At 69.9% G+C, this 12,055-nt stretch carries 14 protein-coding genes; 4 read left to right on the top strand and 10 right to left on the bottom strand.

Annotated elements, in window-relative coordinates; all coding sequences use genetic code 11:
- The first annotated feature begins 15 nt into the window (after positions 1–15).
- Genes P5F91_RS04305 through P5F91_RS04295 form a run of 3 tightly spaced genes read left to right on the top strand, consistent with a single transcriptional unit; the run spans position 16 to position 2,675 of the window.
- The gene (locus P5F91_RS04305; RefSeq protein ID WP_277906616.1) at positions 16–1,125 is read left to right on the top strand and encodes an LLM class flavin-dependent oxidoreductase; all 1,110 of its coding nucleotides are present in this window, start codon (positions 16–18) and stop codon (positions 1,123–1,125) included.
- A gap of 6 nt (positions 1,126–1,131) precedes the next feature.
- Positions 1,132–1,962 carry a TauD/TfdA dioxygenase family protein gene (locus P5F91_RS04300; protein WP_277906615.1) on the top strand — a complete coding sequence of 277 codons (831 nt, stop codon included), beginning with the start codon at positions 1,132–1,134 and terminating at the stop codon, positions 1,960–1,962.
- The gene (locus P5F91_RS04295; RefSeq protein ID WP_145612275.1) at positions 1,962–2,675 is read left to right on the top strand and encodes a cysteine hydrolase family protein; all 714 of its coding nucleotides are present in this window, start codon (positions 1,962–1,964) and stop codon (positions 2,673–2,675) included. The genes P5F91_RS04300 and P5F91_RS04295 overlap by 1 nt, the downstream gene beginning before the upstream one ends.
- Positions 2,676–2,747: 72 nt before the next feature.
- Here the strand turns inward: P5F91_RS04295 and P5F91_RS04290 are convergent, their stop codons facing one another.
- Both P5F91_RS04290 and P5F91_RS04285 read right to left on the bottom strand, forming a co-directional pair.
- Positions 2,748–3,638, bottom strand: coding sequence for an oxidoreductase (locus P5F91_RS04290; RefSeq protein ID WP_277906614.1), 891 nt, complete (start codon positions 3,636–3,638; stop codon positions 2,748–2,750).
- A gap of 171 nt (positions 3,639–3,809) precedes the next feature.
- Positions 3,810–4,667, bottom strand: a complete 858-nt coding sequence (locus P5F91_RS04285; RefSeq protein ID WP_246134493.1) for a TauD/TfdA dioxygenase family protein — start codon at positions 4,665–4,667, stop codon at positions 3,810–3,812.
- A 215-nt stretch (positions 4,668–4,882) separates the two neighbouring features.
- On the opposite strand from P5F91_RS04285, the gene wrbA reads away from it, so the two are divergent.
- Entirely contained in the window at positions 4,883–5,485 is a 603-nt protein-coding gene (gene wrbA / locus P5F91_RS04280) for an NAD(P)H:quinone oxidoreductase (protein ID WP_088874388.1), read from the top strand.
- A 66-nt stretch (positions 5,486–5,551) separates the two neighbouring features.
- Here wrbA and P5F91_RS04275 read toward each other — a convergent pair whose 3' ends face one another.
- The 8 genes from P5F91_RS04275 to mdcC all read right to left on the bottom strand — a co-directional run bounded on the left by P5F91_RS04275 (position 5,552) and on the right by mdcC (position 12,054).
- Positions 5,552–6,817, bottom strand: a complete 1,266-nt coding sequence (locus P5F91_RS04275; protein WP_186454848.1) for an MFS transporter — start codon at positions 6,815–6,817, stop codon at positions 5,552–5,554.
- 234 nt (positions 6,818–7,051) lie between these two features.
- A complete protein-coding gene (locus P5F91_RS04270) occupies positions 7,052–7,648 on the bottom strand; it encodes a nitroreductase family protein (RefSeq protein WP_277906613.1) in 597 nt (198 codons plus the stop codon).
- A gap of 42 nt (positions 7,649–7,690) precedes the next feature.
- On the bottom strand, positions 7,691–8,641 hold the full coding sequence (locus tag P5F91_RS04265) for an acyltransferase domain-containing protein (protein ID WP_277906612.1): 951 nt from the start codon (positions 8,639–8,641) through the stop codon (positions 7,691–7,693).
- Positions 8,638–9,507 (bottom strand): triphosphoribosyl-dephospho-CoA synthase MdcB, encoded by an 870-nt coding sequence (mdcB, locus tag P5F91_RS04260; protein ID WP_277906611.1) that lies wholly within the window; start codon positions 9,505–9,507, stop codon positions 8,638–8,640. Before mdcB ends, P5F91_RS04265 begins: the two co-directional genes overlap by 4 nt.
- A complete protein-coding gene (gene mdcG, locus P5F91_RS04255) occupies positions 9,504–10,130 on the bottom strand; it encodes a malonate decarboxylase holo-[acyl-carrier-protein] synthase (RefSeq protein WP_277906610.1) in 627 nt (208 codons plus the stop codon). Before mdcG ends, mdcB begins: the two co-directional genes overlap by 4 nt.
- Complete coding sequence (locus tag P5F91_RS04250) at positions 10,123–10,845, bottom strand: biotin-independent malonate decarboxylase subunit gamma (protein ID WP_277906609.1); 723 nt, start codon at positions 10,843–10,845, stop codon at positions 10,123–10,125. Before P5F91_RS04250 ends, mdcG begins: the two co-directional genes overlap by 8 nt.
- Positions 10,832–11,743 (bottom strand): biotin-independent malonate decarboxylase subunit beta, encoded by a 912-nt coding sequence (locus tag P5F91_RS04245; protein WP_145612267.1) that lies wholly within the window; start codon positions 11,741–11,743, stop codon positions 10,832–10,834. Before P5F91_RS04245 ends, P5F91_RS04250 begins: the two co-directional genes overlap by 14 nt.
- Positions 11,740–12,054 (bottom strand): malonate decarboxylase acyl carrier protein, encoded by a 315-nt coding sequence (gene mdcC / locus P5F91_RS04240; RefSeq protein WP_277906608.1) that lies wholly within the window; start codon positions 12,052–12,054, stop codon positions 11,740–11,742. Before mdcC ends, P5F91_RS04245 begins: the two co-directional genes overlap by 4 nt.
- Between the last annotated feature and the right edge of the window lies 1 nt (position 12,055).

The following is a 12,055-nucleotide window of genomic DNA, read 5'->3' as shown; positions in this document are numbered from 1 at the left end:
AGGCCTGGTTCCATCATGACGCAGACGACCGAACTGAAGCGCGCGCCCTTGCCCTCCGATGCGGGCGGCAAGGACCTGGGCATCTTCCTGCCCATCGCCAACGGCGGCTGGATCCTATCCTCCTCCGCCCCGCGCATCGACGGCTCCTACGCCTATAACCGCCAGGTGGCCCAGCTGGCCGACGGTGCCGGCTACGACTTCATCATGGCCATGGCCAAGTGGCGCGGCTACGGCGGCGCGACCGAGCATTGGCGCTACGCCATGGAAAGCCAGATGATGATGGCGGGTTTGGCGGAGGTGACGAAGGAGGTCAAGGTGTGGGCCACCGTCCACACCTTGCTGCAGAATCCGGCCGTGACCGCCAAGATGATCATGACCCTGGACCACATCAGCCAGGGCCGCGCCGGCCTGAACGTCGTCAACGGCTCGTACAAGGGCGAGTTCGAGCAGATGGGCGCCTGGCGGGATGAGCTGGACCATGACGAGCGCTACACCTTCGCCGAGGAATGGGTGCACGCCATCAAGCGGCTGTGGACCGAGGACACGGTCGATTACCAGGGCAAGTACGTGACCCTGACGGACTGCCAGTCCGATCCCAAGCCGTTCTCCCGGCCCTTCCTGGTCTGCGCCGGGTCCAGCAAGCGGGGCATGGCCTTCACCATCAATGAGATGGACGCCATCTTCCTGTCCGGTTCCAGCAAGGAGGAATTGGCCAAGAACAGCGGCATGGCCAAGACCATGGCGAAAGAAGCCGGGCGCACCATCAAGACCTATTCCATGATGACCCTGGTGCTGGGCGACACGGACGCGGAGGCCGAGGCCCTGGCCGCCCGGTATGTCGAGGGCTTCGACGAGGGCGCCTGGCGCGGCATGATGAAGGCCTACGGCTTCCTGGACGTGGAGATCGGACGCCAGAACGACTTCACCACCAAGGCCAAGTCCGGCTTCATGTCCAGCCATCTGGTGGGCGCGCCCGCGACGATCGCCGCCAAGCTGATCGACATGCTGGGCGGCTGCGACCTGGATGGCATGATGCTGATCTTCCCCGACTACATCACCGGTGTGCCGCGCTTCGCCCAAGAGGTGCTGCCGGCCATCCGTGAGGCCTTTCCCGCTAAGGTGTGACGCGCCATGGACAACGGCATCCGCGAGTATCAGAGCTTCCGCGTGAAGCCCAGCGCCGTGGCGCTGGGGGCGGAACTGCTGGGCATCGACCTGTCGCAGCCGCTGACGGACCTGCAGGTGGCAGAGGTGAAGGACGCCTTCGCCCGCTACCAGGTCATCTTCTTCCGTGACCAGCAGGCCCTGACGCATGACGCCCACAAGGCCTTCGGCCGGCACTTCGGCCGCCTTGCCATCCATTCCGCCGTGCCCGGCATCGACGGCCATCCGGAGATCGTGGCCATTCACGCGGACGCCAATTCCAAGTACGTCGCGGGGGAGAACTGGCACAGCGACCTCAGTTGCGACGCGGAACCGCCGCTGGGCAGCATCCTCTACATCCACACCCTGCCGCCGGTCGGGGGCGATACCTGTTTCTCCAGCATGTATGCCGCCTACGACGCGCTGTCCGACCGCATGAAGGCCTATCTGGACGGCCTGACGGCGGTGCATGACGCCAACCCCGTCTATCACGCGCTGTTCAAGGATTACGACAAGCGCTACCCCTGCAACAGCCACCCGGTGGTGCGCACCCACCCGGTGACGGGGCGCAAGTGCCTGTTCGTGAACTCCTCCTACACCACCCGCATCGAGGGCGTGCCGGAGGAGGAGAGCAAGGCCGTGCTGGGCCTGCTGTTCGACCATGTGAAGAACCCGAACTTCCAAATTCGCTTCCGCTGGGAACCCTATTCGGTGGCCTTCTGGGACAACCGCGCCGTGCAGCATCTGGCCGTGTGGGATTATTTTCCCAACGTCCGCTCCGGCTTCCGTGTCACCGTCGCCGGGGACAGGCCCTACTGATGCCGACCATCCCGAAAGAGGGCATCCCAGCCGGGCCTGTAACGGTCACCCTGACGCTGGACCCGCCGGTGCCGGCGGCGGCGCTGGCACCCATGATCCGGCCGGATCGCACGGCCCTGCTGGTCATCGATCCGCAGGTGGACTTCATCGCGCCCGAGGGCGCCATCGGCCAGGCGGGCCTGGATCTGGGCGTGGTCGATCCGACGCTGGACCGCATCCGCCCGTTATTGGCCGCCGCCCGCGCCGCCGGCGTGCCGCCCGTCTTCATCCGCGTCATCACCCGGCCGGAAACGGACGGCGCGGCCCTGAAGGCCCTTTACGAACGGCGCGGCTGGCCGGCGGAGGCGGTGGGCATTTGCCGCGCCGGCACCCCTGGCGCCGACTATTACGGCGTGGCGCCGGAACCGGGCGAGATGGAGGTGGAGAAGGTGCTGTTCTCCGCCTTCGCCGGCACGGATTTCGAGGCGCGGCTGCGGGCGCGGGGCATCGACACCCTGGTGGTCTGCGGCTTCACCACCGAATGCTGCGTCGACTGCACGGTGCGCGACGCTTTCCATCGCGACTTCCACGTCTTCATCGTGGCTGACGCCTGCGCCGCCTATGAGCCGGCCCTGCACTGGGGGGCGCTGCACGCCCTGTCCAAGAACTGCGCCCTGCTGGTGGAAAGCGCGGATGTGGCGGCTGCCTGGGGCCAGGCGCGCATCGAGGCGTGACGCCGTTCGTTGGTCAAGGCGCTGGAGCCAAGCGCGTTCCCGGTTGAACGCGCTTGGCTTCCGTCGTGGGCGTCACGCCTGGAAATCGGTGTCCACCGACACGGCCCGCCAGGCCTCGATATCGGCCAGCTGGCCGGTCAGCTTCATGGTCGCGTAGCCCACGGCGTCCTCGCCCAGCAGCAGGCGCAGGGGCGGGGTTTCCGCGTCCAGGGCCTTCAGGATGGCCCGCGCCGCGCGGGCGGGGTCGCCCCGCTCCTGACCCGCATGGCTGGCCAGGATGCGCTTGCATTCCCCAACGGTGGCGTCGTAGTCGGCGGCCAGGTCCGGACGGTCCGTGTCCGCCCCGCTGCGTTTGCGCGAGCGGCCGGCGAAGTCGGTGCGGAAGCCGCCGGGTTCCACCATGGTCACCTTGATGCCCAGGGGCGCCACCTCCTGCGCCAGGGTCTCGGTGATGCCCTCCAGCGCGAACTTGCTGCCGGAGTAAAGGCCCAGGCTGGGCCAGCCGACCAGGCCGGAGACGGAGGTGATGTTGACGATGTGCCCGGCCCGGCGGCCGCGCATGTAGGGCAGCACGGCCTGCATCATCGCCAGCGCACCGAAGACGTTGACCTCGAACTGGGCGCGGGCGTCGGCCAGGCTGGTTTCCTCCACCCCGCCCACCAGGCCATAGCCGGCGTTGTTGACCAGGATGTCGATGCCGCCCCCACCCATGCCCCCACCCATGCCACCGCTATCGGCCTCCACCGCCGCGGCCACGCGGTGGGCGGCGGCCTCGTCCGTCACGTCCAGGATGGGCGCGCGGGCCAGATCCGGCGCCAGGGCGCGGAAGGCGTCGGCGTCGGCCTCGCTCCGCACGGTGCCCCAAACCCGATCGCCCCGGTCCAGCGCCGCTTGGGCCAGCGCCCGGCCGAAGCCCGAGCTGACGCCGGTGATCAGCCAGGTGCGCGGTCTTGTCGTCGTCATCAAACGCCCCATCGGTAAAAAAGTGGCCGTGGGGATCCTGCCCACGGCCAGTCTTCGGAGATCGACCATACTGAACCCAGGGCCGGCGACCGCCGGCCCCGGAGTGAGCACCGCAAGGCGGAACGAGGATAGCCAAGGCCACGGACGTGGCCGCCCGGCGTCTGAGGGAATTCAAAAGGGCCGGTCGCCCTTGACCCACATGCGGTGCATCAGGCGGGTGTACTTCTTGTCGTCGTACAGGGTGCCGGTGTGCAGGGTGCAGCGGTTGTCCCAGATCAGGATGTCGCCCACCTGCCATTTATGGGCATGGACGAAGCGGTCCTGGGTCACGAACGCCACCAGCTCATCCAGCAGTTCCAGCCCCTGGGGGTTGGGCACGCCCACCACCTCCTTCACCGTGCCGGTGCTGACCCACAGGGCCTTGCGCCCGTCGGCGGGATGGGTGCGGATCAGAGGGTGGATGACGTCCGGATTCTCCGCCTTCAGTTCCGGGCTCAGCTGGTCCACCCGCAGGTACTGGCGGCTGGTCATGAAGTATTCATAGCTGTGGTGCAGCTTTAGCCCGTCCAGCTGGGCCCGCCGCTCCTCGGGCAGGGCGTCGTAGGCGGCGCACAGGTCGGCCAGCAGGGTGTCCGAGCCCTCGGCCGGCACCTCCACCGCGTACAGCATGGTGCACATCACCGGCTCTGCCTTGTACGAATAGTCGGTGTGCCAACCCACGCCGTCGTTGTGGGCGCCGATGGGCTTACCGTCCACCACCTTGTTGGACAGGATGTAGACCTCGGGGTGGTCGGGCAGGGTGAACTGCTTCTGGGTGTGGCCCTCCAGTGGACCGAAGCGGCCCAGGAAGGCCTTCAGGCCGGCGGGATCCAAATCCTGGCCGCGCAGCAGGATGGCGCCGTGGCGGTGGAAGGCCTCCACCACCAAGTCCACTTCCGCCGATGAGGCCGTTTTCAGATCCACATCCAGAATTTCCGCGCCGAAACCGGGCTTCAGGGGGCGCGTGCGCAGGGCTTCGAGGGTTTCCAACAACCTCTCCTCACTACTCCTGTCTCGCGGACCGTCCGATGGGGATGTCCCAGCATCCACGACACCAGGTCCGTCGCGAGTGTGAGGGTAGGGAAGGCCATCCTGCCCGTCTTGTCCAGAACTGCCCGGGAACTTGCCTCTGGCGGCCCATGCCTTGGCGGGCCGTGGGGCCCATGGCATATGCCGGGCACCCGTAACCCGCCTGGAGACTGACGATGGCGAAGATCCTTGTCCTTTACTATTCCACCTGGGGCCATGTCGAGAAGATGGCCTACGCCGTGGCCGACGGCGCCAAGTCCGTGGCCGGCACCGAGGTGGTGGTGAAGCGCGTGCCGGAACTGATGCCGCGTGACGTGGCGGAGAAGGCCTATGCCAAGCTGGACCAGGAGGCGCCGATCGCCACCCCGGAAGAGCTGGCGGATTATGACGCCATCATTTTCGGCACGCCCACCCGCTTCGGCATGATGGCGGCCCAGATGCGCAACTTCCTGGACCAGACGGGCGGCCTGTGGGCCCAGGGCAAGCTGATCGGCAAGATCGGCAGCGTCTTCGCCTCCACCGCCACCCAGCATGGCGGCCAGGAAAGCACCCTGCTGTCTTTCCACACCAGCCTGTTGCACCACGGCATGGTGGTGGTGGGCGTGCCCTACGCCGAGCCCCGCCTGGGTGAACTGGGCGCGGTGCAGGGCGGCACGCCCTACGGCGCCACCACGCTGTCGGCCAGCGACGGCTCCCGCCAGCCGTCGGAAGCGGAACTGGGCATCGCCAGCTTCCAGGGCGCCCATGTCGCCACGCTGGCGGCCAAGCTGTTCGGCTGAGGCATAGGCGGAAATGAAAAAGGCGGGGTTCGCGCCCCGCCTTTTTCATGCCCCGGGAGTCTCGCGTCAGCCCCTGAGCGGCCTGCCGTACGACGGCAGGAACAGGAAGGCGGCGGTGGCGGCCAGCATCAGGCCCTGGATCAGGTGCAGCGCCGGATCGTAGGACCGATAGACGTCGAAGATGCCGTTCATGGCGAAGGGGATCAGCCCCATGCCGACATTGATGCCGCCGTACAGCACGCCGGCGATGGCGCCATAGCTGCGGAAGCCGAAATAGCGCGACACCAGGAAGGGCAGGGCGCTGTACTCCGCGCCCAGGCCCAAGCCCATCATGACCCCGGCCGCCACCAGCCAGGGCATGCTGGGCCCGTATTGCAGCAGCAGCAGGCCGCCCAGGCCCAGCAGATAGAAGGGCACGAGGATCAGCGGCGTGGCGATGCGGTCCAGCACCAGGCCCATCAGCCATTGCGCGACGGCGCACACCAGGGCGAAGACGGTTACCACCGTCACCCCGTCGGCCAGGGCGAAGCCCCGCTCCGTCAGCACCGGCACGACGTTGGTGAACATCGCCGTCATGCAGGCGGCACACAGGCCGATGGCCAGGGCCGTGATCCAGAAGGCGCGGGTGCCGATCGCCTGGCGCAGGGTCAGGTCGTTGGCCGTGGCCGTCATCGTTTCCGCCCGCGCGGGCCCCGCGTCCCGCAGGCCGCCGGGCGGCGGGTCGCGTAAATACCGCAGCAGGATGGGGAAGCCGATGGCCCCCACCATCAGGGCCATGCCCTGATAGGTCACCCGCCAGTCGAAACGCGACAACAGCACACCGCCGATGATGGGGATGACCGTGGCGCCCAGGCCGTTGCCCACGCCACCGGCGAAGCCCAGCGCCGCCCCGCGCCCCCGGTCGAACCAGCCGGACACCGCCTTGCTGTAGGTCATGGGCGAGGCGAAGGCGGCAGCGATGTCGGCCAGCAGGAACAGGCCGTAGAACGGCAGCACCCGGGCCGGCGCCAAGGAGAACAGGCCCAGCGCCACCGCGAACGACAGGCTGCCCATCAGGATCAGGCGGCGCGGCCCATAACGGTCGACCAGCGGCCCGGTGGCGAAGGCCATTGCCGCCGCGCAGAGCGCCGCCAGGCCCAGCACGCCCGAAACCTGTGCCCGGGGCCAGCCGAATTCCTGGGAAATGGGGATCAGCACCATGCCGAACACGGTGTACAGCACCGGCGTGGCGCTCATGAAATTGCCCATGGTGGCGGCGAACAGGATGCGGGCCTGGGCCGGCGTCATGCGCGCGGCCGAAACAGGCTCCGCCACGGGGCCGAGGACGGTCATGGCGCTATTCCCCTCTATGAAGGGTGCCGGCATCGGCACCGTCAGGGTCCCGGCGGGACCCAACTGCCCGTCGCATTTTTACCGGCCCGGCCTGGGTGGCCACGGCCTATGCGTTGCGGTGCAGCATATCAAATGCCGTCCGCTGATCTTGATCAGGGGCGCCTGGGCATTTGCTTGCGGGGAATGGGAAGCGCGGTTGGGAAGCGGCGGCGGTGCCGGCCGCTTCCCTGATGGTCAGGGCAGGCGGCCCCGATGGACGGTTTCGGCCAGGGGGCGGCGGGGGCTGGGGAACTCCCGGGCCCGGAGCGGCTCCGGCAATGTATCTGGGTCGCCCTTGCGGCCGATGGCCACGGCCGCCTCGATGCGGAAGCGGTCGCCGGCCCCGGTGACCTCGGTGGCCCGCGCCCGGTCAAAGCCGGCCATGGCGTGGGTGTGCAGTCCCAGCTTCTGCGCCTGCAGGGCCAGAAGGGCCCAGGCGGCGCCGGCATCGAAGCTGTTGGTCGTGGCCGGCACCGGTTCGGTCTGCCCGGGCGCCAGGAACAGGGTATCGGACAGGACGAAGAGCAGGACGGAGGCGTGCTGCACCCAGGCGGCATTGCGCGGCACCAGGGCGGACAGCAGCGACTCCCATTCCGGGGTGCCGCGGTGGGCGTAAACGAAGCGCCAGGGCTGGGCGTTGAAGGCCGATGGCGCCCAGCGTGCCGCCTCGAACAGGGTGGCCAGCGTCGCGTCGTCCAGCGTGGACCCGTCGAAGGCGCGGGGCGACCAGCGCGCCAGGATGTCCGGGTCGATGGGATGGTCGGCGGTGCGCTGGGGAACGTCCGTCGTCATGTCTGGGAAGCCTCCAATCAATCGCTGAACCATGGAGACATATCATTCCCCGACACCGGCCGTACACCGGCCCAGACGATCCTTCAGCCACGCCCGCGCACCGGCCAGGCTATGGAAATCGTCCAGGGCGCGGACCTCGGCGGTGGGCAGGGCCGCCGCCGCCATGTCCGCCAGGGCGCGGCCTGGCCCCAGTTCCAGGACCGTTGTCACGCCACGTTCGGCCAGGGCCTCCAGCACGGCCGCCCAGTCTATGGTTTCAGCCAGTTGCCCGGCCAACCCGGCCAGTGCCCGGTCCGGCCGCGCCACCAGCGTGGCGCCGCTGGCGGTCATCAGGCGCAGGGCGGGGCTTTTGGCTGGCACCGCCGCCAGGGCCGTGGCGAAGGGCACCACCGCGTCGGCCAGGCGCGGCGTGTGGGAGGCGACGTGCACGTTCATGGGGCCGGCGCGCGCGGCGCCGGCGTCCAGGGCGGCGGCGCAGAAGGCCTCCGTCGCCGCCCGGGTCCCGCCGACGATGAACAGCCGGCCGGGATTCACGATGGCGATGGCGCAGTCGAACCGCCGGGCCAGCCGCTCCACCGCCTCGCGCGACAATCCCCGCACATGGGCAAGCTGGTCGTCCGGGCCGCCGGCCCTGTCCATGGCCTTCGCCCGCCGGTCGACCAGCGCCAGGGTGTCGGCGGCCGGCCACACGCCGGCAATGCCCCAGGCGGCCATTTCGCCGACGCTGTAGCCCGCGACGATGGTTTCCGGTGAAGCCCCGTGCGGGAACAGGGTGGCCGCGGCGGCCAGGGCGCGGGCCACGCACAGCAGTTGCCCCTCCCGGTTGGCGTGCAGGGCCTCCTCCGGCGCCGTCCGGCAGAATTCGGCGGGATGCGCGCCCAGCAGAGCAGTGGCGGCGTCGAGGATGGGACGCGCCGCCGGCTCATCCGGCAGCAAGGCGAAGGTGCCACGATCCTGCCGGCCTTGGCCGGAGCAGAGCAGGGCCAGACTCACGATTCCAGCGCCTCCGTGAACAGTGCCATGGCCAGCAGGTCGGCGCAGCCGCCGGGACTGAGATTGCGGGCGACGAAGTCGTCATGGATGGTCTTGGCCGCCCAGCGCCAGTGCCGGCACCCGACGCCACCGTCCCGCAGGAAGCGCAGGGCCGCCGCCTGCGCGAAGGCCAGCCCGTCGACCCCGCCGCGATACAGCAGGTTGCTGTCGCCCACGGTGGCGATCAGCGCCATGCAGGCGTGGACGCGCGCTGCCTCCTCATCGCCCGCCGCCAGGCGGCGCCCCTCGCGCAGGGCCGGGCGCGCGACATCGTAGACCGACGGCATGCCGGCGGCGGCCTCTTCACGGGCGCCGCCGGCGCGGTAGAGGCGCGCCACGATGCCGCCGTGGCTGGCGGCTTCCTGCGGTTTGGCGGTGATTTCGCGGCCCCAGCGCGCGGCGACCAGAATTCCCAAGGGCTGCCGCCAGGCGCAGGCCCCGGCCAGCCCCGCTCCCGCCGCCAGCAGGCCCAGGCCGAAAATCGCCCCGCGATGGGTGTTCACGTTGCCGGTGGCCTGGCGCATCGCCGCCTCCGCCTCCAGCCCGATCAGGCGCAGGCGGTCCATGCCGGCGTCGGCGGCACCGGCCTCGGCCAGGGCGACGAAGTATGGCTCCAGCGTTCGGGCGCTGAGGCGCAACAGGGCCGCGTCCATGTCCCGGTGCGCGCCGGTGTCGATATGGCTGACCAGGCCGGGTTTGGGCCAGGTTTCCACCTCCAGGATCAGGGCCTGCACCGCCTGCCGGCCGATCCAGTCCGGGCTGGTTCGGTGATCAGGAGCCAGGACGGGGAGGGGTGGCTGGGCCAATGCTGTCTGCGGCATCGTCATGGGAACAGCGCCTCCCGCGCGACCAGGGCCGGCCCGGATCGGGTCTTGACCAGCAGGTGGGGGGCATCCGACAGCCACTCCCGCCATTGCACGGCGCCGCCATCCAAGGATACCAGTTCCGCGTCCAGGCGCATGGGGGCCCAGGCGGCGATTCCGCCCAGCGCCGCCGTGATCCGTGCTGCGTCGGCGCCGCTGGCGCAGGGGACCAGCAGGTCCAGGTCGGACGCGTCGGTCAGGTAGGGCAGGCCGGTCAGGTGCTGCCACGCCAGGCTGCCGAAACAGCGCCAGGACGTATCCGCGCCCAACAAAGCCTCGATCACCGGCCGCCAGGCGGCGGGTGCCGAAGACCGGGCGTCGCGCAGCAGCGGCGGCGGCGCCACCCGGGCCACGGCGGCGGGGGGACAGGACAGGGCCAGCCGCTTGCGCCCCATGCCCGGCGGCAGGGGCAGGCCCAGCGGGACGGCGCCATCGGGGTCGGCGCAGACACGCTGCCGGAAAATGGCGGGGCGGCCCAAATCCGCCCAGTCGGCAACCTCCTCCACCAGGCCGGTCACCTGGCCACGCCACGCCTCGGGGGACAGGTGGACCAGGTCATGGCGGCGCAGGGTGGCGAGGTCAACCATGGGCCAGCGCCAACCGTTGCACTTCCCGCGCGATCGCGGCGGCCTTCACCCGGCCGCCTCGTTCCAGGCCCCACCCCGCCCGTCCGTCATCATCTCGGGTGGTGGCCAGCAGCGCCTTCAGCTGATCGCACAGCGGTTGGTCCGGGTCCCATATCTCCGCGATGGCGCCGGTGGCGAACAGGTTGTCCAGGCCCGGCGCGAAAACGGGGGTGCCGGCCGCCTTTTCCGTCAACACTTCGAGCGACAGCTTGGTCACGCGCGCCATGGACGGCAGGTCCATGACCTCGGGCCAGGCGCCGGGCAGGGCCACCAGCGAGCCGCAGGCGAGGGCGGTGGCGATGAAGGCGCCGGCGGCGCTGCCGCCGTACAGCAGCCCGATGGTGCGGTGGCCCGCCTGCTCCGCCCGCCACAACGCCTTGGCCAGGTGGGCCAGGGTTTCGCTGAGGCCCATCAGCTCATCGCGGCGGCTCATCCGCTGGCTGCCGGAATCGACCAGGAACAGCAGGGGGGCGGCGTCCGGCCGATCGGCGATGGACAGGATGCGGCCGGCCAGCGCCAGGGCCTCATCGACGCCGGGGTAGGTCTTGCCGCTGATGCCGACGACGTCCACCGGGGTCTGCGGATCAAGCCGGCCGCTGCCGCCGAGAAGACCGCCCGCCTCCGTGACGTCATGACCGGCCGGGAAAAGCGAGGAAAGGATGTTAGCGGGCCGCATCGGCGCCCTCCCGTTTTCTGGTCGCGATGGTCAGGAAGGCGCTTGTGTCCAGGTCCGGGACCCCGGCGGGATGGGCAACGCCCAGCCGGGCCCAGACCTCCGTGCCGTCAGCGGCGTCGCCGAAGCGCGCCAGCCGGCGCTCTAGCCGCGCCTGTTCGGCCGTTAGCACCGCCTGGTCGAGGGTGGCTGGTCGTTCCAGGGCCGCCACCGCGCCGGCGCGGAAGGCCGCGACATCGTCATCGACGAACAGGTCGACCCCGCCGATCAGATAGCGATGCTTGCCCCCCATGGTGCGCCAGACCAGCGCCCGGTCGCGGGAATCGAACTCCTCCACGCCCTTGTTGGTCTCGATGACCTCCGGGCCTGAGACGGACAGCCGGCCCTGTTCGGAAATGACCAGGGCGGAGCAGCAGCCGGCGATCAGGCTGCCGCCCCCATAACAGCCGGCGCGGCCGCCCAGCAGTCCCACCACCCGCACGCCTTCGGCCCGGGCGTCCAGCGTGGCGCGGATGATTTCCGAGATGGCAAGTTCACCGGCGTTGGCCTCCTGCAAACGCACGCCGCCGGTGTCGAACAGGATGACCACGTCGCGCTTCATCTGGCGGGCGGCGCGCAGCAGCCCGGTCAGCTTGGCGCCGTGCACTTCGCCGATGGCGCCGCCCATGAAGCGGCCTTCCTGCGCGGCCACCAGGACGGGCCGCCCATCCAGCCTGCCGGTGCCGACGATGATGCCGTCGTCCAGCTGGTGCGGCAGGTTGAACAGCCCCAGGTGCGGGCTGAACTCCCGCCGCTCGGGGCCCAGGAATTCCGTGAAGCTGCCGGGGTCGAGCAGGTGGGCCAGGCGGCCCCGGGCCGACTCCTCATACCAGCTATGGCGGGTGGGGGAGGGACTGGTCATTCCGGCTTCTCCATCAGGCGCACCCCCTGGGCCAGGCGCAGCGCCACCGTGTCAGGCCGCGCGCCGCCGTCGTTGATCGTGATGCGCAATCCGCCCGCCGCCATGCGGACGGCGAAGTCAGCCGTCACCGCCTGCCAGAGGGCGGCGAAGCCATGGGCCGGGGTGGCGATGTCGATAACGCACCGGTCGGGCGCCTCCCCCCGTTCCAGCAGCACTTCCAGATTGCCGGAGGCGACGACGCCCACCAGGCCGACGGCGCGGGTGCCGCCGGCGGGCTTGGTGGTGCTGAGTTCGTAGCGCAGGTTTTCCATG

This window comes from Nitrospirillum amazonense (assembly GCF_029594735.1).
GTDB lineage: Bacteria > Pseudomonadota > Alphaproteobacteria > Azospirillales > Azospirillaceae > Nitrospirillum > Nitrospirillum amazonense.
The sequence above is the reverse complement of the archived record's forward strand: the minus strand, read 5'-3'. Positions and strand labels throughout refer to the sequence as shown.

Coding starts and splice junctions, on each gene's coding strand:
- mdcB (WP_277906611.1), bottom strand. CDS start 9,507: ATGACGATGCCGCAGACAGCATTGGCCCAGCCACCCCTCCCCGTCCTG.
- mdcG (WP_277906610.1), bottom strand. CDS start 10,130: ATGGTTGACCTCGCCACCCTGCGCCGCCATGACCTGGTCCACCTGTCC.
- wrbA (WP_088874388.1), top strand. CDS start 4,883: ATGGCGAAGATCCTTGTCCTTTACTATTCCACCTGGGGCCATGTCGAG.
- P5F91_RS04275 (WP_186454848.1), bottom strand. CDS start 6,817: ATGACCGTCCTCGGCCCCGTGGCGGAGCCTGTTTCGGCCGCGCGCATG.
- P5F91_RS04300 (WP_277906615.1), top strand. CDS start 1,132: ATGGACAACGGCATCCGCGAGTATCAGAGCTTCCGCGTGAAGCCCAGC.
- P5F91_RS04250 (WP_277906609.1), bottom strand. CDS start 10,845: ATGCGGCCCGCTAACATCCTTTCCTCGCTTTTCCCGGCCGGTCATGAC.
- P5F91_RS04290 (WP_277906614.1), bottom strand. CDS start 3,638: ATGACGACGACAAGACCGCGCACCTGGCTGATCACCGGCGTCAGCTCG.
- P5F91_RS04305 (WP_277906616.1), top strand. CDS start 16: ATGACGCAGACGACCGAACTGAAGCGCGCGCCCTTGCCCTCCGATGCG.
- mdcC (WP_277906608.1), bottom strand. CDS start 12,054: ATGGAAAACCTGCGCTACGAACTCAGCACCACCAAGCCCGCCGGCGGC.
- P5F91_RS04245 (WP_145612267.1), bottom strand. CDS start 11,743: ATGACCAGTCCCTCCCCCACCCGCCATAGCTGGTATGAGGAGTCGGCC.
- P5F91_RS04295 (WP_145612275.1), top strand. CDS start 1,962: ATGCCGACCATCCCGAAAGAGGGCATCCCAGCCGGGCCTGTAACGGTC.
- P5F91_RS04270 (WP_277906613.1), bottom strand. CDS start 7,648: ATGACGACGGACGTTCCCCAGCGCACCGCCGACCATCCCATCGACCCG.